Origin of the sequence: Thiobacillus sp. SCN 63-57 (genome assembly GCF_001725555.1) — a bacterium.
Classification (GTDB): Bacteria; Pseudomonadota; Gammaproteobacteria; order Burkholderiales; family Thiobacillaceae; genus Thiobacillus.
On record NZ_MEGP01000020.1, the window covers coordinates 19,688 to 40,724 of the forward strand.

Below are 21,037 nucleotides of genomic sequence, written 5' to 3' on the forward strand. Positions count from 1 at the left end.
AACGCTTATCCGCCATGCAGGTCACCGTGGCTAGCGGGGCGCTTCAAAGTCGATATGGCCGTCGATCACTGTGTAGCGTACCCGGCCTTGCATCGGATGATCGAGGAAAGGGGTATTGTCGCCCTGGCTGGTCAGGGTTTTGGACGTCACGACCCATTCGGCGGACTCGTCGAAGATGCAGAGGTCGGCATAACCGCCGACCGACAGGTTGCCGCCGGATACGCCGAGAATTTGTGACGGTTTCCAGGAAATCAGGTCGAGCGCGCGCATCAGCGGTACGCCCATCTCGCGCGCCCACTTCAACGTCAGCGGCAACAGCAGTTCCACGCCCGAGGCGCCTGGGGCCGATTCGCCGAAGGGCACTTGCTTCACGTCCTCGTCGACCGGGGTATGGTCGGAACACAGCGCGTCGACGGAGCCGTCGCGCAAGGCCTCGCGGATGGCGTCGCGGTCGCGCAGGCTTCTGAGCGGCGGCACCAAGTGCAGATGCGAATCGAAGCTGATGAGATCGTTTTCCGACAGGTGTACATGGGTACAGGCCACGTCGCAGGTCACGGCGAGCCCCTGTGCCTTGGCTGCGCGCACCATCGCAATGCCATCGCGCGTCGACAGGCGGGCAAGATGAATGCGTGCACCGGTCTCGCGCGCCAGTTGCAGAATGGTCGACAGCGCCACCGTCTCGGCCAGCGCCGGAATGCCCTGCAGCCCTAGCCGCGTGGCGACCGCCCCATCGTGCGCGACCCCGCCGCGTGACAGCGATACGTCCTGCGGCCGCAACCACAGGCTGAAACCGAAGGTGGCGGCGTATTCCATGGCGCGCAGCAAAACCAGGGTGTCGGTCAAAGGGGCATCGGCCTGAGTGAAGGCGCGGCAGCCGGCTTCGGTCAACTCGGCCATTTCGGTGAGCATCTGCCCTTCGAGCTTTTGCGTCATCGCACCGATCGGATACACGCGCGGTCCTGGCAGGTTCTTGGCACGGAATTTCAGCATTTCCACCAGGCCCGGCTCGTCCAGTGGCGGGTCGGTGTCGGGCGGGCAGGCGAGCGAGGTGATCCCGCCTGCGGCGGCGGCGAGCATTTCCGACTCAAGCGTGGCCTTGTACTCAAAGCCGGGCTCGCGCAGCCGCACCGACAGATCGACCAGGCCGGGGCAGACGATCAGGCCGCTGGCGTCGATCGTGCGGTTGGCGTGGAAGTCGGCCGGTCCCTGGCCGATGGCGACGATCTTGCCCGCCGCAATGAATATGTCGGCGACTTCGTCGCGTTCGCTCATCGGGTCGATCACGCGGCCGTTTTTGATATGGATCTTCATGCGTTCCCCGTCCCTGCCAGCATTGCCATCACCGCCATGCGCACCGCGATGCCGTAGGTCACCTGCGGCAGGATCACCGACTGCGGGCCGTCGGCGACTTCGGACGCGATTTCGACACCGCGATTCATCGGGCCGGGATGCATCACGATGGCATCCGGCTTGGCGAGTGCGAGTTTTTCCGGGGTCAAGCCGAAGAACTTGAAATACTCCTGCGCGCTGGGCAGCCGTGCACCTTTCATGCGTTCGTTCTGCAGGCGCAGCATGATGACCACGTCACAACCGCGCAAACCCGCTTCCATGTCGTGGAATACCTTGACGCCCATCTGTTCGACCCCGGTTGGCAGCAGAGTTTTCGGGCCGATGACACGGACTTCCGGCACGCCCAGGGTGGTCAGCGCGTGAATCTGCGACCGCGCCACGCGCGAATGCAGCACGTCGCCGACGATGGCCACGGTCAGATTGTGGAACTCGCCCTTGAAGCGACGGATGGTAAACATGTCGAGAAGGCCTTGCGTGGGATGTGCGTGGCGGCCATCACCCGCGTTCACCACCGAGATGTGCGGTGCAACGTGCTGTGCGATGAAATGTGCCGCACCCGATTGCGAGTGGCGCACGATGAACATATCGGCGTGCATGGCAGAGAGATTGTCGACAGTGTCGAGGATCGCTTCGCCCTTGGTCTGGCTGGAGGTCGCGATGTTGAGATTGACCACGTCGGCGGACAGGCGCTTGGCGGCGATTTCAAAGGTGGTGCGGGTGCGCGTCGAGGGCTCGAAGAACAGATTGAAGATCGATTTGCCGCGCAGCAGCGGGACTTTCTTCACCTCGCGCTCGCCCACGTCCATGAAGGATTCGGCGGTGTCGAGGATTTGCGTGATGATGGCGCGCGGCAGGCCGTCGAGGGTAAGCAGGTGGCGCAGCCTGCCGTCTTGGGTGAGTTGTCGGTTCATGCAAGGCTGAGGGTCAGATGGCCGTCGTCGAGGCGGGAAAGGTTGATGTTCTGGTGATCGGGCACGGTGATCGTCAGGCCGGCGAAATCGGGGCGGATTGGCAGTTCGTGGCCGCCGCGATCGACCAGGACGGCCAGCCGGATCGAGGCCGGCCGGCCGTAGTCGAACAGTTCGTTCATCGCCGCGCGCACCGTGCGTCCGGTGTGCAGCACGTCGTCGACCAGCAGGATGGCGCGGCCTTCGAGATCGAAGGGCAGGTTGGAAGGTTTGACCTGCGGGTGCAGACCGATGCGCGAAAAATCGTCGCGGTAGAACGAAATATCGAGCGTGCCGAGCGGTTGGGCGCACTGCAGCAATCCGTGCAGGCGTTCTGCCACCCATACGCCGCCGGTGTGGATGCCGACGATCAGCGTGTCGGGCGTGAGGGTGGGGGCGATGGCGTCGGCGAGCCGCGCGATCAGTGTGTTGGCGTCAGGCAGTGAGGCGTGCATCGAAAAACCCTTGCAGTATGAGTTGAGCGGCGACGGCGTCCGTCAGCGCCTTGTTTTTCTTGCCGTGGATGCCGCGTGCATGCAGCTCGGATTCGGCTGCCGTGCTGGTGTGGCGTTCGTCCACCAGAAAAACCGGGAGATTGAAGCGGGATTCTAATTTGCGCGCGAAGTTTCTGGCCACCCGTGTCATCTCGTGTTCGCTGCCGTCGGCGTGGGTGGGCAGACCCAACACCAGCAAAACCGGCTGCCATTCGGTCACGAGCTTGCCGATGGCGGTGACCCGGACATCGGTCGAATCGGCCTGAATGACGGTGAGAGGATGTGCGATCCCGATCGACAAATCGCCCGAAGCCACGCCGGTGCGCTTCAGACCCAAGTCGAAGGCCAGCACCGTGCCGTGGGTATGCTCCGGATTCAAGCGTGCCCGGCTTCTTCTGACAGGCTGGCGAAGTCGATGCCCAGCAGCTTCATCGCGGCAGGCAGGCGCTCTTCGGGGGCCAAGTCAAAGATCACCTGCGGGTCGGCGGCTACCGACAGCCACGCGTTCTGCTTGATCTCGTCTTCCAGCTGGCCGGCCGACCAGCCCGCATAGCCCAGCGACACCATGAACTTTTCCGGCCCTGCTCCCTGGCTCACCGCTTCCAGCACGTCCTTCGAGGTGGTGAGGCTGACCGCGTCGTTGACGGTGAGCGTGGAACTGAAGGTGAGCGGCGGCGTGTGCAGCACGAAGCCGCGTTCGGTCTGGACCGGGCCGCCAAAATACACGGTGTCGTGGTGCAGGCGTTCCGGCAGCGACAGACCGATCTGCTCGAACAGCGTCGACAGCTCCAGATCGATCGGTCGATTGACCACCACGCCGAGCGCGCCCTGGTCACTGTGGTCGCAGATATAGGTCAGCGTGCCGTTGAAATTGGGGTCGACCATGCCAGGCATGGCGATCAGGAAGTTGTGGGTGAGGTTGACGGTATCCATGATTGCGTTCCCATTGTAATCTGCCTCAAATCCGGCAAGCACCACTTTTTTCAACTTGCCTTTCCACTATAGCGATCATCTCGTCCCATGCCTGAATATGCCCGCGCCCTGGTGTGGTTTCGCCGCGACCTGAGGGATTTCGATCATGCTGCGCTTTATCACGCGCTCAAGTGCGCGCGGCAGGTGGTCTGCGTGTTCGTATTCGACCGCGCCATCCTGGATGCGCTTCCTGGTCCGGCCGACCGGCGAGTCGAGTTCATCCATGCCTGCGTCACCGAGTTGCAGCACGCCCTGCAGGCCCGGGGGGGCGGGCTTGTCGTGCGGCATGGCGTGGCCCGCGACGAGATCGTTCGACTGGCAGCCGAACTCGGGGTCGATGCCGTGTTCTTCAATCACGATGACGACCCGGTCGCCCTGGCGCGTGACGCGGCTGTCGAAACCGCCCTGCATGCACAGGGCAGGGCCGTCCACCACTATAAGGATGCAGTCATCTTCGAACGTGGGGACGTGCTTACAGCCAACGGCACCCCTTACAGCGTCTTTACTCCCTACAAGAATGCCTGGCTGAAAAAGCTGACGCCCTCTCATTTGCAAGCCTATCCGGTTGAAACGTATGCCGGACAGCTGTCAGCCTTGTCGACACCGGTTCCCACCTTGCGGGAAATGGGGTTCGTCGCCACCAATCTGCGCGAGCTCGGGTTCCCGACAGGTATGTCGGGCGGCACGCAGTTGTTCGGGGATTTCCTGCAGCGGATCGACCGTTATCAGGTCGCGCGCGATTTTCCCGCACGCAAGGGGCCATCGTATCTGTCGGCGCATCTGCGCTTCGGCACGGTGTCCATCCGCCAGCTTGCCGCTGCGGCCTGGCAGCAGGGTGGACAGGGGGCGCAGACCTGGCTGTCCGAGCTGATCTGGCGCGACTTCTACCACCAGATCCTCTGGCATCGTCCCGACGTCGCCGCGGGCCACACTTTCAAGCCGCAGTACGACGCGCTGCCGTGGCCGAATCCGCCTGGGCATTTCGAGGCCTGGTGCGAGGCGCGTACAGGCTATCCACTGATCGACGCGGCAATGCGCCAGCTCAATCAGACCGGCTACATGCATAACCGGCTACGCATGGTCGCGGCCTCGTTCCTGACCAAGGACCTGCTGGTCGATTGGCGGCTCGGCGAGCGCCACTTCGCCGACAGGCTGATCGATTACGATCTCGCCGCCAACAGCGGAGGCTGGCAGTGGGCGGCTTCGGTGGGCTGCGACGCCCAGCCCTGGTTCCGCATCTTCAATCCGCTGGCGCAATCCGAGAAATTCGACCCGCAAGGCATGTTCATCCGACGTTACGTGCCCGAACTTGCCCAGGTGCCGGAAAAATTCATCCATGCACCGTGGCGGCTGTCGGTCAGCGAGCAGAGGCGCCTTGGCGTGATCGTCGGGCAGACCTATCCTGCACCCATCGTTGAGCATGCGCGCCAGCGCGTACAGGCGTTGGCGCTGTTCAAGGCCATTCGGCCGGCGCGTCCAGACTAGCCGGCGTTCGGCCGGCAGATGGGCGGGTGCGTGGCCAGTCCGGCCAGATAGCAGTCGATCAGCGGTTCGGCACACACGGCGAGGTCATAGCTCTCGGGATCCAGCACCCATTCGTGCATCAGGCCGACCATGTAGGCGTGCAGGCCATGGGTCGCCAGAAAGGTGTCGGTGGTGGTCGGCAATTGGCCGCAGGCAACGGCCTGGTTGAAGAGTTGCTGCACCTGCGACAGACAGGCGGCGCGGTCGGCATCGTTTTTTGCCACCAGCGGCGCCAGTTCAGCCGTGAATTCACATTTGTGGAAGATCACGTCGAACATTGCCTGGGTGTCGGCATGCTGGGCCAATTGGGTGAGTGCCATCAGAGCAAGCTGGCGGACCATGGCCAGCGGGTCGCGCTGCGCATTCTGGCTGGCTTGGGCCAGGAGCGCTTCCACGGGCAGGGTGCCGCGCTCGCAGACGGCCTGGAACAATTCGGCCTTGTCCTTGAAGTGCCAGTAGATGGCTCCCCGTGTCACCCCGGCGCGCTCGGCGACGTCGGAGAGCCGTGTGCGCGTGACGCCGCGTTCGCGAAATACCTGGAGCGCGGCGGCAAGCAGGGCTTCACGGGTGGCAAGCGCTTCTACACGGGTTTTTTTGACCATGCGCAGAATTGTCCAACAAATGACCAGTACCCGCAATTTACATTCATGTATGTATGCTCTTATGATGCCAGGTACAAATAATTTCAGGGGGCACCATGCACCGATTTTCCGGGGTAGTGGTTGTGGGCTTGAGCGCTGCGCTCACAGCGTGCGGACAACATGAAACGGCACAACAGGGTAGCGGAGCCCCGCCTCCTGCGCAGGTGACGGTGGAAGCGGCGACGCCGCACGTGGTGCCGATCAACTTCGAATATGTCGGGCGACTGGAAGCTTCGCGGGAAGTGGAGATCCGACCGCGCGTCGCGGCAGTCATCGAGCATCGCTATTTTCAGGAAGGCGCACCGGTCAAGGCAGGTGCCCTGTTGTACAAACTCGACGCCGCCAGCTTTGCCGCGCAGGTTCGGGCGGCGAATGCCGAACTCGCCAACCGGCAGGCCTTGCTCGCGGAAGCCAAGCTGGAGCTGGACCGCAACCGCGCACTCGCGGCGCAAGGGTTCGTCAGCACGCGCGCGCTGGATGCCACACAGACTGCACTCGCAGTGGCCGAGGCGGGCGTGCGCACGGCCGAGGCGAATCTGGCCAATGCGCGTATCAGCCTCGGCTATACCGATATTCGCGCCCCGCTGACGGGCGTGATGGGCCGCGCGCTTCAGGTCGAAGGTGCGCTGGTGAGTCCCACGGGGCCCGCGCTCACCACGTTGGCGCAGATCGCCCCCATCTACGCGCGCTTCTCGATCGGCGAGGACGCGCGCCTGGCGCTGGAGAAACAGCGTGCCGAGGGAACACTGGAACAGGGCCGGCAACATGTTCGTCTGGTGCTTGCCGACGGTACGCGCATCGCAGCCACCGGTACGCTCAACTTCAGCGATTACAAGGCAAATACGCAAACCGGCGCATTCGACATGCGGGCCGAGTTTGCCAATGCCGACGGCGCCTTGAAACCCGGGCAATTCGTACGGGTAGTCGTCGAAGGCGGGCAGCTACCCGATGCGATTACCGTGCCTCAGCCCGCGGTGCAGGATGGTCCGACCGGCAAGTTCGTCTACGTGGCCACACCCGGCGAGAAGGGGATGACCGTCGCGTTGCCCCACCCAGTCGAAGTGGGCGCGTGGGTAGGCGGCGACGAGCCCAGCAAGGGGACTGGCCGCTGGGTGATCAAAAGCGGCCTGAAGTCAGGCGACAAGGTCGTGGTCGATGGCATGGCACGGATCTTCTTCCCGGGCATGCCCGTCGCGCCCTCTGAAGCCGGGGCCGAACCGAAGGCTGCGGCTGCGCCGCCCGCCGCCACGAAACCATAAGGAACGCTCATGTTCTCGCGCTTCTTCATCGACCGGCCGATCTTTTCGGTCGTGATCTCCATTCTGATCGTGCTCGCCGGACTGCTGGCGATGCGCGTGTTGCCGATCGCGCAATACCCCGAGATCGCGCCGCCGGTGGTCACGGTACGTGCGGTCTATCCGGGCGCTTCGGCGACGGTGCTGGAACAGACCGTCGCGGCGCCACTGGAAAATGCGATCAACGGCATCGAGGACATGATGTACATGAGTTCGACCTCGGCCTCGAACGGCGTCCTGGAAATCCAGGTGACGTTCGAGATCGGCTCCGACGTCGACAAGGCCGCGCTCAACGTCAACAACCGGGTCAAGCAGGCCGAGGCACGGGCCTTCCTGCAGGTGCTCGCATTCCTGTCGCCCGACGGCCGCTACGACGATCTGTACACCAGCAACTACGTCACGCTCAATGTGCTGGACCGCCTGAAGCGCATTCCCGGCACGACCAACGTGCAGATTTTCGGCGCCAAGGACTACGCCATGCGCATCTGGCTCAAGCCCGACCGCATGGCCCAGCTGGGCGTGACCGTGGCCGATCTCACGCGCGCGATCAACGAGCAGAACGCCCAGTTCGCGCCCGGCAAGATCGGCCAGCCGCCGGTCGACAACGGGCAGGCGCTGGTGTATTCGCTCACCGCCAAGGGGCGGCTCGCCGACCCCAAGGAATTCGAGAATATCGTCGTGCGTGCGAATACCGACGGCTCGATGCTGTACCTGAAAGATGTCGCGCGAGTCGAGCTCGGCTCCAAGGATTACGATTTTGCGGGGCTCTACAACGGCAAACCCGCGACGCTGGTGGGCATCTTCCTGCAGCCCGGCGCCAATGCGCTCGAAGTGGGCGACGAAGTGACCCGCACGGTCGAGGAACTGAAAAAGAAATTCCCGCCCGGCCTCGACTACGCCGTGCCCTATGACACCACGCGCTTTGTCGAAGTGTCGATCCGCGAGGTGGTGAAAACCCTGGGCGAGGCGATCCTGCTGGTCGTGCTGGTGGTGTTCCTCTTTCTGCAGAACTGGCGCGCGACGCTCATCCCCGTCCTCGCCGTGCCTGTGTCGCTGTTGGGCACCTTCGTCGGCCTGCTGTTGCTCGGCTATTCGATCAACACGCTGACGCTATTTGGCATGGTGCTCGCCATCGGCATCGTGGTCGACGATGCCATTGTGGTGCTGGAAAACATCGAGCGCATCATCCACGAGCACAAGAAGACCCCGCGCGAAGCGGCGCTGCTGGCGATGCGCGAGGTCACCGGGCCAGTGATCGCGATCGTGCTGGTATTGTGCGCGGTGTTCGTCCCCATCGCCTTTCTCGGCGGCCTGACCGGCGAGCTGTACCGGCAGTTCGCGGCAACGATCGCGATTTCGGTGGTGATTTCCGGACTTGTCGCGCTGACCTTGACTCCGGCGTTGTGCGTGGCCCTGCTCAAGGGCGAGAAGCCGCACGAACCCGGGCGCTTTTTCCGCGCGTTCAACCGGGGCTTCGCAGGCATGACCCGGCATTACCAGGGCGGGGTGAAATTCCTCATGCGACGCTCGCTCGTCGCGCTCTCGATTTACATCCTGATGATTGCCGCGGCCGTCACTCTGTGGAAGTTCACGCCCGGCAGCTTGGTGCCGGACGAAGACCAGGGCTACTACATCAGCGCGGTCTACCTGCCGGACGGCTCGGCGCTGTCGCGTACCGAAGCCGTGGTCAAACAGGTCGATGCGATCGTGCGCAAGGACCCGGCCGTCCAGCACGTGGTTGCCTTCGCCGGGCTCGACTTCCTCGGCGGCGGTTTCCGTAATAGTGCGGCGACCATCTTCGTCGCCGCGCGTCATTGGGACGAGCGCAAGAAGACCATCCAGCAGATGGTCGGCGAGATGATGGGGGCGACGTCGGGTATCCGTGAGGCACTCGTGCTGGCCTTCGCGCCCCCGCCGATCTTCGGCCTGGGCAATGCTGGCGGGTTCGAGTTCTACATCCAGAACAAGGGCGAGGGCGGTCCGCAGAAACTGTCTCAGGTGGCCGATGCCTTTCTCGCCGCCGCGCGCCAGGACAAGCGGCTCGCGCAGGTGCTGACGCTGTGGCGGCCGCACGTGCCGCAGCTGTATGTCGACGTCGACCGCGAAAAGGCGAAGATGCTGGGCGTCAAGATCGATGACGTGTTCACGACATTGTCGGCCACGCTGGGTTCGTATTACGTCAACGATTTCAACAAGTATGGCCGCACCTGGCAGGTGTTGATGGCAGCCGAGCCCGGCGCGCGGAAGACGCCGCAGGACGTGTCGGCGCTGTTCGTGCCCAACGCGTCCGGCGAGATGGTGCCGATGTCGGCCCTGGCCAAAATCAGCTTCTCGTCCGGCCCGGAAACGCTCGACCGTTACAACAATTCTCAGGCGGTCAAGATCATGGGCAGCGCGGTGCCCGGGGTCAGTTCGGGCCAATCGCTCGCCATCATCGACGAAATAGCGAAAAAAGTGCTGCCGCCCGACTTCAGCTACGAATGGACCGGCGCCTCGTTCCAGGAGAAGCGTTCGAGCGGGACGTCGGGCATTGCGCTGGGTTTGGCGGTACTGATGGTGTTTCTCATCCTTGCGGCGCAGTATGAAAAATGGACGCTGCCGTTTGCCGTGCTGATGGCACTGCCCTTCGGCACCTTCGGCGCGCTGGCAGCGGTGTGGCTGCGCGGGCTGTCCAACGACGTGTATTTCCAGATCGGTCTGGTGACCTTGCTGGGGCTTGCGGCGAAGAACGCGATCCTGATCGTCGAGTTCGCCGTGCTGAAGAAACAGGAAGGCTATTCCAGTGTTTCGGCTGCGCTCGAAGCCGCTCGCCTGCGTTTCCGTCCCATCCTGATGACTTCGCTCGCCTTTATTCTCGGCGTGCTGCCGCTGGCGATTTCGACTGGCGCGGGCGCCGGTGCACGTCATGCAGTCGGCACCGGCGTCGTTGGCGGCATGCTGGCTGCCACGTTCCTCGCGGTGTTCTTCATTCCGCTCTTTTTCCACTGGGTGTCCGACAGGCGGCTGCAAGCCAAGACGGAAGAGATCGATGCGCATCCGCATGCCACGCGCTACGACAATGTCCATCTGCCGTCCCACCATCCGTCGCCGGCTTCGAAACCGCCGGAAGCACCGTAAAGCCGCAGGCCCACCGCGATCGCTCGCCGTGGGCCGACAGGCAATGCCCATAAGACAATCGACACGCGTTCTGCTGGCCGGCATTGGGCATGCCGACATTGACCGCAGCCGGCAAAACCGAAATACTTACGTCGGTAGTATGGTTAATTGTGCAACCCTCCAGTCAAGAGAGGATCGCCTGCTTTAATGTCAGGACAAGACACACACCGCCTCGCCGGCATACTGCTGCTGTCCGCAAGCATCCCCTTGCTGCTGTGGCAGGCATTTCCAGCCAATCAACTGACGCTCTCGGCCCCGGCTTTCCTGGCGGTCCATTCGATGATGGAAATCTTCGCCGTCATCGTGGCCGCGCTGGTTTTCTTTACCGGCCACGGCGTACAGGAAACCTTGCGCTCGATCCGTTCCGTGGCATTGGGCTGCGCGTTCCTGGCGGTGGCGTTGTTCGACACCTTGCATTTCCTGTCCTATATCGGCATGCCGGACCTGGTCAGTCCGAATTCCCCCCACAAAGCCATCCTGTTCTGGTTGTGCGGCCGCCTGGCGGCCGGGATCGGGCTGCTGGCGTATGTGCTGCTTCCGGAGACGCCCGCCACGCGTGTCCCGGCCAGCCGCTACGGCTGGATGGGTGTTCTGCTGGTGCTGGGGAGTTTGTCGTACGGGCTGCTGGCTTCGCCCCACGCCATTCCTGCGATGTATGTCATGGGCGAGGGATTGACCCCGCTCAAAGTGGCGCTCGAATGGGGGGTGTTCGGCCTTTACCTTGCGATTGCCGTCCTGTTGTACCTGCGTCGTGCGCGCATCACCCACTGCGATTTCGAGAGCCTGATGCTGGCCCTGCTGCTGCTGGCGGCGGCCGAACTGTTCTTCGTCGTGTATGTGCAGGTGAGCAGCACGGCCAACCTGCTGGGGCATACCTACAAGGTGTTTGCCTATTATTTCCTGTATCGCGCGATCTATGCCGAAGCGGTGAGCCGCCCGTTCCGCCAGATGCGCCATATGCTCACGCATGACGATCTGACCGGATTGCCGAACCGGACCGCATTCGGCGAACGGCTCAACCAGTCCGTCCTCACCTGCAATGAGGCGGCACCCTGTACGGTGATGCTGCTGGATCTCGACTATTTCCAGAACGTGAATGACACGCTGGGCCACGAATACGGCGACCTGTTGCTGGTGGCGGTTGCCGGGCGCATCCGGACGAGCCTGCCACCTTCCGCCTTCCTGGCCCGTTTCAGCGGCGACGAATTCGTGATCCTGCTGGAAAACACCTCCGCCGAACAGGCCAAGCAGGTGGGACAGACCCTGCTGGACGCCATGGGGCGGGAATTCGATATCGGCAATGACCGCCTGGGAATCGGGGTCAGCATTGGTATCGTCAGTTATCCGGCCGACGGCGAATCGGCCAGCATCTTGATGCGCTATGCCGATCTGGCCCTGCATCGCGCCAAATCGGCCGGTCGCAATTGCTTCCGGGTGTTCAGCCACGATCTGTCCGAAGAAATGCAGCGCCGTGTGCTGCTTGAAGCGCGCCTCAAGCAGGCCTTGGAGCACAAGGAACTGACGTTGTACTACCAACCCAAGCTGGAAATCCGGACAGGTCGCCTGATCGGGTGGGAAGCGCTGTTGCGCTGGCAGTCGGCGGAACTGGGCATGGTCAGCCCCGAAGAGTTCATTCCGGTTGCCGAGCACACTGGCCTCATTCTGCCGATTGGCGACTGGGTGATGCGCGAGGCCTGTCGTCAAATGCGCGCCTGGCAGGACGCGGGCTTGCTGGCCGGCACCATGGCGGTCAACCTCTCGACCCGCCAGTTTCGCCAAAAGGACCTGGCGGAGGAAGTCAGCGCGGCCCTGCGCGACACCGGGCTGGCGGCGAGCGACCTGGAACTGGAGATCACCGAATCGTCGATCATGGACAATCTGGCGACCGCGGCGACCGTTCTGACCGAACTGGAGCGGCTGGGTCTGCGTATCGCCGTGGACGATTTCGGTACCGGCTATTCCTCGCTCAGCTACCTGAAGAGCTTTCCCATCCATTGCCTGAAGATCGACCGTTCGTTCATACGTGACATTCCTGGCGACGAAAACGACACCGCCATCGTGCGCACCATTATTGCGCTGGCCGGTAGCCTCGGGTTGACCGTGGTCGCGGAAGGCGTCGAGACCGACGCGCAACTGGCTTATCTGCGAACCAATCATTGCGATCAGGCTCAGGGATATCTGTTCAGCCGGCCCCTGCCGCCGGATGAGTGCATCCGGTTGATGCGTGCCGGCCTGCGTCGGGTGGCGGCATAGGGGGAGCGCAGCGCGAAAAAAAGCCGGGCACAGCCCGGCTTTTTTAATCCTGCATTGAGACGGGACTCAAGCAGCTTTTTCGTGGTGGTAGCCCGTCACGGTGTCGACTTCGGTCTTGGAACCCAGAATGACCGGCACGCGCTGGTGCAGCCCTTCTGGTGCCAGGTCGAGGATGCGCTGGTAACCGGTGGTGGCGGCGCCGCCGGCCTGCTCGACGATGAAGGCCATCGGATTGGCCTCGTACAGCAGGCGCAGCTTGCCGGCCTTGGCGGGATCCTTGGTGTCCTTGGGGTACATGAAGATGCCGCCGCGGGTGAGGATGCGGTGCACTTCGGCGACCATCGAGGCCACCCAGCGCATGTTGAAATCCTTGCCGCGCGGGCCGGTCTTGCCGGCGAGGCACTCGTCGACATAGCGCTGCACCGGCTTTTCCCAGAAACGCATGTTGGACGCGTTGATCGCGAATTCCTTGGTTTCGGCCGGGATTTTCATGGCGGGGTGGGTCAGCACGAACTCGCCGACGTCGCGGTCCAGCGTGAAGCCGTTGGTGCCGTGGCCGAAGGTCAGCACCAGCATGGTCGACGAGCCGTAGATCGCGTAGCCGGCGCAGACCTGCTGGGTGCCGGGCTGCAGGAAGTCCTCGGCCTTGGCGGCGCGGCCGGCGACCGGCGCTTTCAGGATCGAGAAGATGGTGCCGACCGAGATGTTGACGTCGACGTTCGACGAGCCGTCGAGCGGGTCGAACACCAGCAGGTACTTGCCGAGCGGGTACTGGCTGGGGATGGCGTACACGTCGTCCATTTCCTCGGACGCCATGCCGGCCAGGTGGCCTGCCCACTCGTTGGAGCGGATCATGATGTCGTTGGTGATGACGTCGAGTTTCTTCTGCGTCTCGCCCTGCACGTTCTCCGAGTCCAGCGCGCCCATCACGCCCAGCAGCGCGCCCTTGTTCACGGCGTTGGAAATGGCCTTGCAGGCGGTGACGACGTCGTTCAGCAGCGAGGTGAAATCGCCGGTGGCGCCGGCGGTGCGGCGCTGCTCTTCAATGATGAACTGGGTAAGGGTGGTGCCGGTGTGCATGACAGTCTCCAGAAGCGGAATTAAATGAAAATATTAGAACAATCAAACATTTTATCACGTGATAAAGATATCAAATATCCCCGGCCGGCTGGCGAGGCGCACCTGGACGGCATGAAAAAACCCGCCTGGAGGCGGGTTGTTGTCGCGTGCGGCCTGGGGTTCAGGCTTGGCGCCTGCTCACGCGAAAGCCGACCAGCCCCAGACCGGCCAGCATCGTCATCCAGGTGGCGGCATCCGGTACCGGCTGGGCCACGGGATTGATCGTCAGGGATTGCAGCTTGGCAAAGTCGTTGTTCTGGCCGATCCGGGCGGCCACCGCAATCCAGTCGTAGCTTCCGGTGAAACCGGCGAGGCTGACGGTTTTGACGGTGTTCACATTGCTGGTGTTGTCATACAAGGTCGCCGTGCCAATCAGGCTGGCCTTCAGCCCGGCCGGACTGAAAGCGCCGGCGCCGGCCCAGATGCTGAGGTCGGAATCGCCGCCGAACTGGATCATGGACAGGGACTGCAGATTGACCGTGCCGGAGAAACTGAACAGGATCAGATCATCGGCGCCCTTGTTGCCCAGCGCGTCGGCAAAGTTCTTGGCCGTGCAATTGGCCTTTTCCTGGCTGCTGCATACGCCCAGGCCGAAGCCCGGCGTGAGCGTCAGGGCAGCCTGTTCGAACTGGTTGGCGCGTGCCGTGCTCGACCAGGCGCTGGCCGAGATCGTCAGGCCATCCACCGTGGTGGTGTAGGTGTTCCCATAGCTTTGGGCGAGTCCGGCGCCCGAGGTGAAGGAAACGTCTACGGCGTGCGCCTGGGCGGAAACCAGGGCAATACCCAGGATGGCGGCAAATCGATTGAATAGCGTCATGTCTGCTCCTGTCATTCGGCGCGGACAGGGGATGGGCCCTGCCGCCGGCTTTGCCTGAATACAGCAACATGCATGCCTCGGGAGGCGGATATCTTTAAGGTACTGATTAATAAGTTATTTTTGTGGATGGGCAAGACGGTCTCGGCGTGGTGCCCGGCCCTGCGCATGGTGGCAATGACGGAATTCAGTCAGTCCCGACGAGCTGATCGGAGCGCGTGAAGGTCCAGGTGCGGGTGATCGACAGGATGTCGACCTTTTTCCGCATCTCGTCGGGAAAGGGCGCGTAGGGGGCGGCGAGCTCGACGATCTTGGTGGCGGCGGTGTCGAGGATCTTGGAACCGGACGAACGATCGATGTCGACTTTCTCGATGCGGCCGTTGGCATAGATCGATACGGTCAGCCTCAGACTGCCGTAAATGCCCTGGCGGCGCGCAGCCTCGGGATAGTTGACGTTGCCGATGCGCTCGACCTTGGTGACCCAGTCCTCGACGTAGCGTGCGAAGTCGTATTCGCGCGTGTTGGCCCCGACGAAGGCGCGCTTGGGACGTTTCTGGTATTCATCCCATTGCTGCGAGATGCGCGCCTGCAGTTGCGCCATTTCGCGTGCCTGTTCGTTGAGTTGGCTGGCGTCGACAGTGGGCTGGACGGGAGCGGGGGTTTCCACCGGCGGCGGGGTGTGCAGTTGAGCGTCGGGCTTCAGTTGGCTCAACAGGGTTTTGGCCTGCTGTTCGAGGGAGGCCACCTTTGCCTGCAAGGCGGCTTCCTCGGTCCCGGTCTGGGTTCTGGCGCTGGCGGGAAGCGGGCTTTTCAGCCGGCGGTCTTCATCCGTGTTGCCGCCGCCTGCCAGGTTCGCCTGTGCCAGTGCGTCGGGATTGAGCGGGGAGTCCACGCTTTTGGCGTTGACCAGCACCACCTCCATCGGCAGATTGGGATCCTCGAACAAGTGCGGATTGACATGCACGAACTGGGTCGAGAGCACCATGCCATGCACCGCCGCCGACGCCAGCAGGGCCAGCGCCATGCGCGTGCCCTGTTTGGAGGGCGCGGCGAGAGCGGGAGACGGGGCAGGAGCAGAAGACACCATGGACTCGATATGATCGGACAAGCTGGATTCTACGGAACGACGGCGACGCTGTCAGGCGGCAGGGCGACCGTCTCCAGATACTCGGCATGAAAACCGATGTCCAGCAAATCGATGCTGGAAATGGCCAGCCGCACTTTCGATCCCGGCGCGATGCCCATCACCGAGGGCGCACGCGTCACCATCGGCAAGTTGTCGAAGCGAACCAGGTCTTCGCGGATCACGCTGGCGGTAACTTCATGGACGTTTTCCTGGATCAGCCAGCGTAGCATCCAGTAGCGTTCGAGCCGCCGCTGGAATTCATTGTAGGCGTCGTAAGCCAGCTCGAAGTCGCGTACGGTCGAGAACAATTGCTCGCTCCGCGGGGGGTACACCGGATCGGCTCCTTGCACGATGCTGATCAGCTGTCGCTGGTTGACCAGGTCGACGTAGCGCCGCAGCGGCGAGGACGACCACGCATACTGGTCGACGCCGAGGCCCACGTGGGGGTCGGGGGACGTTGTCATGCGTGTCTTGCCGTTGGCCTGGGCGCGATAGATGCCGGGCACGCGCTTTTCGGCCAGCCAGCCCCCCCAGTGCGCGTTGGCGAAGATCATCAGCTCGGAGACCACCTTGTCGATCGGGCTGCCGCGCTTGCGCGGCACGATGCTGATGTGCTCGCCGTCGAGCTTGAAGTTGTAGTCGACGCGATCCACATTGTCGGCTTTGCCCCGCCCCGCTTCGAGTACGGCAGCAAAGTCGCGCAGCCATTCGAGTTCGCGGCGATAAGGATAGTCGGGGACGTCGGGATTGCGCAGGGTCTCGTCATTGAACTGCACCTCCAGCGTTTCGTGGCGCAGGTTGTCGGCGATGTGCACCATTTCCAGCCGGGTCTCGGTGCCGAGCACGCGTAGATCTGGCGCCACGTTGACATACAGCGACAGCGCCGGACAATCGTGAGTCTCGCCCAGCGTGTAGTGATGGATCAGTGCCTCGGGCAGCATGGTGATCTTGTTGCCGGGGTAGTACACGGTGGAGAGCCGCTCGCGCGCGACCTTGTCGAATTCCGAGCCGGGTGCGATGCCGAGTGCCGGCGCCGCGATGTGGATGCCGACGCGGACGCTGCCATCGCTGCGCCATTCGACTGACAACGCATCGTCGATCTCGGTGGTCGCTTCGTCGTCCATCGAGAACGCGCGTACCGTGCTCTTCGGCAGTTCGGGCGGATCGATGGGTTCAGTGACGTCGGCAAAGCCGGTGCCGCGCGGGAAATATTCCAGAAGGAAAGTCGCGAGATGGAAGTCGAGCGTCGACGGGATCGCACCGCAGCGTTCGATGAGCCGCAATTGGGACAGCCCGGTAGCCGTTGCCGCGTCTTCCAGCGCCTTGTATTCCAGTGTGTTCTTGTCCGGCGCGATGAGAATGCGCGGGATCAGCGACGTATATTCGGGTGGCAGGCGGAAGGCCGCGAGTTCGGCGGCCAGGTGCGCCTGCCGTTCCGCCGCGAGGCGTTTCTTCTCCAGGCCGGCCTTGGCCGCTGCCAGCGTTTCGGCCGGCGCCGGGCGGTAGCGTCCCTTGCCCTTTTTATGAAAATAGATCGGCGAGGTGTGCAGCTTCAGCAGCAGCGCCACCGACTCCGCCGGCCGCGGCGCGTGGCCGTAGTATTCCTGCGCCAGCTGCTCGAAACCGAATTCCTCGGTGCCTGCCGCTTCCCACAGGAAATCGGCGTCGAGTTCGGACGTCAGCGTCTCGGCTTCGGCCATCACCTCGGCCGGCGCCGGCGCCGCGAAGCGCAGCAGGATATTGGCCGTCTTGATCTTGCTGCGCTTGCCCGAGGCCGCCTCCACCTGTGCTGTGGCGTCGGTTTCGGACAGGATGGAGCCGGCCTTGAAATGGCCGTCCTCTTCAAAGATGAGATGCATGGAAAATCAGAAATCCAGAATGGTTTGGAAGTGGTGCTCGAACCCGGCAAAGCCGTGGTCGCCGCCGTCTTCGACGATTTGCGTGGCGCCGGCGTAGTAGGCGACCGCGTCGCGGTAGTCGAGCACCTCGTCGCCGGTCTGCACCAGCAACAGGTAGCGTTCGGGCTGCGAGATGGTGGGGACGTCGAGTGCCGCGAGTTCGGCCAGGTGCGCCTCGGTTAGTTCCCATTTCTCGCCGCTGTGCCAGTTGGTCTGCGGACCGAGTGCGGCGCGCAGCAGCGTGTGCGCATGCACGGCGGGATTCACCAGCACCGCTTTCCAGCCGTGCCGCTCGGCCAGGTGGGTGGCATAGAAGCCGCCCAGTGAACTGCCGACCAAGGTGACGGATTCAGGGTGGCGTCGCGCCAGTTCGGCCTCGACCTGGGCAATGGCCGCACGCGGGCTGTTGGCGAGCGCCGGATAGTAATCCGCCTGCCGCCCGATACGCGCCATGTGCTCGCCCAGCTGCCGGGCCTTGCCGGATGCGGGAGAGGAGTTGAAGCCGTGGAGGTAGACGAGCATTCCCGGATTTTACCGGGGCGGCGGGGATTCCAGAAATCGGGGGCGGGGTGCCGTCATCGCGAGTCGCTTAGCAGCGAAACAATCCAGTCGCTCGCACTGAGTGGACGCTTGCAAAAAGCACTGGCCCTTGCCCGTTCGCCCTGAGCCTGTCGAAGGGCTGTCAATAGTAGTGAGGGATTTCGCAGGACACCTGACCGTTGGCCGGGGGTAGCTCGGCAGCTAGTTACTTTCTTTGTCTCGCCAAAGAAAGTAACCAAAGAAAGGTGACCCCGGCATCCCCGAATTCCCGAAGATCAAGCGCGTCGGGTGGGCGGCAAAGAACTCGCCCCGCCTTGCTGTTTTTAATTGGTTTTTTTGTGGGCGGGGCATACGACTCCACACGCGCTTCAGCGCGTAGTGGATCGGAGTCCTTTAGGGCTCAAACACCTTCGCCGCTGATCCGTCCGGCAGACTCGATTTCCGGCGGGGCTATAAGGGGAGGAAAGTCAAAACCATGCCGGTGCGGACTGGGTGGTTTGTGCATCACGCATCAGTCGTCGAAGCAGTAGAAATCCGCCTTGGTCACGCCGCAGTCGGGGCAGCTCCACTCGTCGGGGATGGCTTCGTAGCGGGTGCCCGGTGCCAGGCCGTGGTCGGGGTCGCCGAGCGCCTCGTCATAGACATAGTCGCAGACGGCGCAGGTCCATTTGCGGAAGGCGGGGGCGGATTCGGGGGCGGAGGCCGCAGCGGAGAGATTCATCATGGCAATTTCCACGGATCGAGCGTGGCCAGCAGTTGATTGAAGATGGCGTCGAGCTCGCCGCCCAGCACATCGAGCTGCGGGTTGACATAGGGTTTGAAGACGTCGATAGCCGGGCGGTATGCGACCCAGGTGCGGCCGCCGGCCTCGTACAGGTGGATGCGCAGCGGGATATCGATGCCCGCCGCCTTTTCCGCCGCCCAGACCTTGGCGGCATAGTCGGGGCGAAACACCTCGAGGATCTGGTCGGCCGGCACCTCGATCCCCTTTTTTGCGCAATTGGCCTGGCCGTTGGCGTGGGCGACCAGACCCATCGGATAGGCGGCGATGGCGGCGATCAGTTTCCCTGCGGCTTCGTCCACGGATAGCGATACGGCAAAACGGATCATGCGACCTCTCTTTCATCCTGCGCCAGTGCGCAGGCGTGGCTGTCGAACTCATGCAGTTCCTTGCGCAGGTGCTTGATCGCCGGGGTGACGATGGCGATGAAGTAGGCCTCGCGCAATCTGCGCTGTGCCGCATTATTCGACAAATAGCCCTTGGCGCCCAGATGCAGCATCGCCGCGTTGGCGGCCTTCAGGCTCAATTCGCTGCCGGCCAGCCGCAGTTGCAGCGTTTCCTTCACGTGCGGCAGGCTGCCGTCGCGGTCGATGCGGTCGGCCAGGTCGTAGGTCGCGGCACGCGCGGCGTCGAGCTCGGCTTGCAGGGCGTCGGCCTGGACGTCGAGGAAGCGGTTGACGTGGCCGAACTGCTTGTCGGCCCGTTGCATCATGCCCACGCAGGCATCGACGAGGCCGAGGCCCATGCCCATCTGCAACAGGATGAAGGCCGATTTGGTGCGGTCGCGGAAAGCGTCGAATTCGTGCGGGTGGCAGACCACCTGCGCGTCGGGCAGGAACACGTCGCGGAACTGGCAGGCGAAGGTGTTGGTGCCTTCCATGCCGATGAAGTGCGCGTTCTGCGCCAGCGTGAGGCCGGGTGTGCTGCCGTGCAGCAAGCCGATCACCAGCCCTGGCGCGTCGGGCAGCGAGGCGCCCATGTGGAAATGATGCTCGGGCCCGATATTCGACACCCAGGGCAGCACGCCGTTGACACGGTAGCCGCCCTCGACGCGCTGCGCCTTGAGACGGGTTTCCTCGATACCCACGCAGGACTTCATGGTGTTCGACTGTGCGGTGCCGCCCAGCACCTCGCCACGTGCCATCTTCGGCAGCATGTCGGCTGCGAGCGCGGGATTGGTGCCGTTCAGCACGTACCACTGCAGCGCGTACTGCGCCCACAGCAGGAAGCCGGTGGACACGCAGTGCTTGGATGCTTCCTCGATGATCTGGATCGCGTGTTTCAGGCCGCGCCCGCTGCCGCCGTGCGACGCCGGCGTGAGGCCGCCCAGTCCGCCCAGCGTGCCGAGCTTGCGCAGAAAGGTGTCGGGATATAGGCCCTTCAGGTCGATGTCGACCACCTTGGGCGCGAGTTCTTCGACGATGAGGTCGGACAAGCCCGGCAGGATTTCGCAGGCTTCAACCGGGAGAGAGGGGGCGAGGGCGACGGCGGGCATGGTGCGCTCCTGATTCGATAAAGGGACGGCTCAGGCCAGCTCGACGCTGACGTTCACCGGATTGCGCAGCGTGTTGGCCACCGGCGACCAAGCGTTGGAATGCGCGACCAGATCCTTCAGTTCGGCCTCGCTGGCATCGCCTTCCAGGTGCACTTTGACGCGCACGTCGGTGAAGCCCAGCTTTTTCATCGGGTCGAGGTCGCCCACGCCCCACACGGCGGTCACGTTGATGTCGCCTTCGAGTTCGAGCTCGATCTTCGACAGCGTGATGCCGCGTGCCACGGCGTTGGCATGCAGGCCGACCGACAGGCAGGAACCCAGCGTGGCCAGCACGGCTTCGGACGGATTCGGCGCGGTGTCGTCGCCCAGCAGGTGCGGCGGCTCGTCGATCACGTGGGCCGGCAGGTTGCGCACATAGGTGAGATTGCGGAACTTGCTTTCGCATACGGTCTTCGCTTTCAGCGTGATGACCGATTGCGGGTTGGCCTTGCCTTTGGTTGACAGTGCGGCGAGGCCTTCGCTGGAAATGGGCTCGAGGATGGTTTGGGTTTTCAGGGCAACGACTTCAGACATGGCATGACTCCTTGGTTGAGAGGATCGGGGAACCGACATGCCCTGTATTGCGATTCCTG

At 63.3% G+C, this 21,037-nt stretch carries 19 protein-coding genes; 4 read left to right on the forward strand and 15 right to left on the reverse strand.

Annotated elements, in window-relative coordinates:
- Positions 1-30 precede the first annotated feature (30 nt).
- From ABT23_RS08775 to ABT23_RS08795, 5 genes are read right to left on the reverse strand one after another with little or no spacing between them, the layout of a single operon-like run.
- Entirely contained in the window at positions 31-1,311 is a 1,281-nt protein-coding gene (locus ABT23_RS08775; protein WP_296633799.1) for a dihydroorotase, read from the reverse strand.
- Positions 1,308-2,261, reverse strand: a complete 954-nt coding sequence (locus ABT23_RS08780; protein WP_296633801.1) for an aspartate carbamoyltransferase catalytic subunit — start codon at positions 2,259-2,261, stop codon at positions 1,308-1,310. The genes ABT23_RS08775 and ABT23_RS08780 overlap by 4 nt, the downstream gene beginning before the upstream one ends.
- Complete coding sequence (pyrR, locus tag ABT23_RS08785) at positions 2,258-2,752, reverse strand: bifunctional pyr operon transcriptional regulator/uracil phosphoribosyltransferase PyrR (RefSeq protein ID WP_296633804.1); 495 nt, start codon at positions 2,750-2,752, stop codon at positions 2,258-2,260. The genes ABT23_RS08780 and pyrR overlap by 4 nt, the downstream gene beginning before the upstream one ends.
- Positions 2,733-3,170, reverse strand: coding sequence for a Holliday junction resolvase RuvX (gene ruvX / locus ABT23_RS08790; protein WP_296633806.1), 438 nt, complete (start codon positions 3,168-3,170; stop codon positions 2,733-2,735). Before ruvX ends, pyrR begins: the two co-directional genes overlap by 20 nt.
- Positions 3,167-3,724 (reverse strand): YqgE/AlgH family protein, encoded by a 558-nt coding sequence (locus tag ABT23_RS08795; protein ID WP_296633810.1) that lies wholly within the window; start codon positions 3,722-3,724, stop codon positions 3,167-3,169. The genes ruvX and ABT23_RS08795 overlap by 4 nt, the downstream gene beginning before the upstream one ends.
- A gap of 87 nt (positions 3,725-3,811) precedes the next feature.
- On the opposite strand from ABT23_RS08795, the gene ABT23_RS08800 reads away from it, so the two are divergent.
- Positions 3,812-5,248: a deoxyribodipyrimidine photo-lyase gene (locus ABT23_RS08800; protein ID WP_296633813.1), complete on the forward strand. Its 1,437-nt coding sequence runs from the start codon at positions 3,812-3,814 to the stop codon at positions 5,246-5,248.
- Here the strand turns inward: ABT23_RS08800 and ABT23_RS08805 are convergent.
- A complete protein-coding gene (locus ABT23_RS08805) occupies positions 5,245-5,889 on the reverse strand; it encodes a TetR family transcriptional regulator (RefSeq protein WP_296633815.1) in 645 nt (214 codons plus the stop codon). The two genes, ABT23_RS08800 and ABT23_RS08805, sit on opposite strands and share 4 nt — an antisense overlap.
- Before the next feature lie 95 nt (positions 5,890-5,984).
- Between ABT23_RS08805 and ABT23_RS08810 the strand changes: the two genes are divergently transcribed.
- From ABT23_RS08810 to ABT23_RS08820, 3 genes are all read left to right on the forward strand, one after another.
- Positions 5,985-7,187, forward strand: coding sequence for an efflux RND transporter periplasmic adaptor subunit (locus ABT23_RS08810; protein ID WP_296633818.1), 1,203 nt, complete (start codon positions 5,985-5,987; stop codon positions 7,185-7,187).
- Positions 7,188-7,196: 9 nt separating this feature from the next.
- Positions 7,197-10,340 (forward strand): multidrug efflux RND transporter permease subunit, encoded by a 3,144-nt coding sequence (locus ABT23_RS08815; protein ID WP_296633819.1) that lies wholly within the window; start codon positions 7,197-7,199, stop codon positions 10,338-10,340.
- Positions 10,341-10,526: 186 nt separating this feature from the next.
- Positions 10,527-12,632 carry an EAL domain-containing protein gene (locus ABT23_RS08820; protein ID WP_296633822.1) on the forward strand — a complete coding sequence of 702 codons (2,106 nt, stop codon included), beginning with the start codon at positions 10,527-10,529 and terminating at the stop codon, positions 12,630-12,632.
- Positions 12,633-12,698: 66 nt separating this feature from the next.
- On the opposite strand, the gene ABT23_RS08825 is transcribed toward ABT23_RS08820, so the two are convergent.
- From ABT23_RS08825 to ABT23_RS08865, 9 genes are all read right to left on the reverse strand, one after another.
- Positions 12,699-13,712: a class 1 fructose-bisphosphatase gene (locus ABT23_RS08825; protein ID WP_296633824.1), complete on the reverse strand. Its 1,014-nt coding sequence runs from the start codon at positions 13,710-13,712 to the stop codon at positions 12,699-12,701.
- A 160-nt stretch (positions 13,713-13,872) separates the two neighbouring features.
- Positions 13,873-14,568 carry a PEP-CTERM sorting domain-containing protein gene (locus ABT23_RS08830; RefSeq protein ID WP_296633827.1) on the reverse strand — a complete coding sequence of 232 codons (696 nt, stop codon included), beginning with the start codon at positions 14,566-14,568 and terminating at the stop codon, positions 13,873-13,875.
- 184 nt (positions 14,569-14,752) lie between these two features.
- Positions 14,753-15,673 carry a TonB family protein gene (locus ABT23_RS08835; protein ID WP_296633829.1) on the reverse strand — a complete coding sequence of 307 codons (921 nt, stop codon included), beginning with the start codon at positions 15,671-15,673 and terminating at the stop codon, positions 14,753-14,755.
- An 8-nt stretch (positions 15,674-15,681) separates the two neighbouring features.
- Positions 15,682-17,550: an RNB domain-containing ribonuclease gene (locus ABT23_RS08840; RefSeq protein ID WP_296633831.1), complete on the reverse strand. Its 1,869-nt coding sequence runs from the start codon at positions 17,548-17,550 to the stop codon at positions 15,682-15,684.
- 6 nt (positions 17,551-17,556) lie between these two features.
- Entirely contained in the window at positions 17,557-18,111 is a 555-nt protein-coding gene (locus ABT23_RS08845) for a YqiA/YcfP family alpha/beta fold hydrolase (protein ID WP_296633832.1), read from the reverse strand.
- A 529-nt stretch (positions 18,112-18,640) separates the two neighbouring features.
- Positions 18,641-18,850 (reverse strand): rubredoxin, encoded by a 210-nt coding sequence (locus ABT23_RS08850; RefSeq protein WP_296634203.1) that lies wholly within the window; start codon positions 18,848-18,850, stop codon positions 18,641-18,643.
- The gene (locus ABT23_RS08855) at positions 18,850-19,239 is read right to left on the reverse strand and encodes a DUF302 domain-containing protein (protein WP_296633835.1); all 390 of its coding nucleotides are present in this window, start codon (positions 19,237-19,239) and stop codon (positions 18,850-18,852) included. The genes ABT23_RS08850 and ABT23_RS08855 overlap by 1 nt, the downstream gene beginning before the upstream one ends.
- Positions 19,236-20,405, reverse strand: a complete 1,170-nt coding sequence (locus tag ABT23_RS08860; protein WP_296633836.1) for an acyl-CoA dehydrogenase family protein — start codon at positions 20,403-20,405, stop codon at positions 19,236-19,238. Before ABT23_RS08860 ends, ABT23_RS08855 begins: the two co-directional genes overlap by 4 nt.
- A gap of 30 nt (positions 20,406-20,435) precedes the next feature.
- Complete coding sequence (locus ABT23_RS08865; protein ID WP_296633840.1) at positions 20,436-20,978, reverse strand: OsmC family protein; 543 nt, start codon at positions 20,976-20,978, stop codon at positions 20,436-20,438.
- Positions 20,979-21,037 lie beyond the last annotated feature (59 nt).

Bases quoted from the DNA above. Each gene is read 5' to 3' on its own strand.
- ABT23_RS08775 (WP_296633799.1), bottom strand. From the start codon at position 1,311: ATGAAGATCCATATCAAAAACGGCCGCGTGATCGACCCGATGAGCGAA.
- ABT23_RS08780 (WP_296633801.1), bottom strand. From the start codon at position 2,261: ATGAACCGACAACTCACCCAAGACGGCAGGCTGCGCCACCTGCTTACC.
- pyrR (WP_296633804.1), bottom strand. From the start codon at position 2,752: ATGCACGCCTCACTGCCTGACGCCAACACACTGATCGCGCGGCTCGCC.
- ABT23_RS08795 (WP_296633810.1), bottom strand. From the start codon at position 3,724: ATGGATACCGTCAACCTCACCCACAACTTCCTGATCGCCATGCCTGGC.
- ABT23_RS08800 (WP_296633813.1), top strand. From the start codon at position 3,812: ATGCCTGAATATGCCCGCGCCCTGGTGTGGTTTCGCCGCGACCTGAGG.
- ABT23_RS08805 (WP_296633815.1), bottom strand. From the start codon at position 5,889: ATGGTCAAAAAAACCCGTGTAGAAGCGCTTGCCACCCGTGAAGCCCTG.
- ABT23_RS08810 (WP_296633818.1), top strand. From the start codon at position 5,985: ATGCACCGATTTTCCGGGGTAGTGGTTGTGGGCTTGAGCGCTGCGCTC.
- ABT23_RS08815 (WP_296633819.1), top strand. From the start codon at position 7,197: ATGTTCTCGCGCTTCTTCATCGACCGGCCGATCTTTTCGGTCGTGATC.
- ABT23_RS08820 (WP_296633822.1), top strand. From the start codon at position 10,527: ATGTCAGGACAAGACACACACCGCCTCGCCGGCATACTGCTGCTGTCC.
- ABT23_RS08825 (WP_296633824.1), bottom strand. From the start codon at position 13,712: ATGCACACCGGCACCACCCTTACCCAGTTCATCATTGAAGAGCAGCGC.
- ABT23_RS08830 (WP_296633827.1), bottom strand. From the start codon at position 14,568: ATGACGCTATTCAATCGATTTGCCGCCATCCTGGGTATTGCCCTGGTT.
- ABT23_RS08840 (WP_296633831.1), bottom strand. From the start codon at position 17,550: ATGCATCTCATCTTTGAAGAGGACGGCCATTTCAAGGCCGGCTCCATC.
- ABT23_RS08845 (WP_296633832.1), bottom strand. From the start codon at position 18,111: ATGCTCGTCTACCTCCACGGCTTCAACTCCTCTCCCGCATCCGGCAAG.
- ABT23_RS08850 (WP_296634203.1), bottom strand. From the start codon at position 18,850: ATGAATCTCTCCGCTGCGGCCTCCGCCCCCGAATCCGCCCCCGCCTTC.
- ABT23_RS08855 (WP_296633835.1), bottom strand. From the start codon at position 19,239: ATGATCCGTTTTGCCGTATCGCTATCCGTGGACGAAGCCGCAGGGAAA.
- ABT23_RS08860 (WP_296633836.1), bottom strand. From the start codon at position 20,405: ATGCCCGCCGTCGCCCTCGCCCCCTCTCTCCCGGTTGAAGCCTGCGAA.
- ABT23_RS08865 (WP_296633840.1), bottom strand. From the start codon at position 20,978: ATGTCTGAAGTCGTTGCCCTGAAAACCCAAACCATCCTCGAGCCCATT.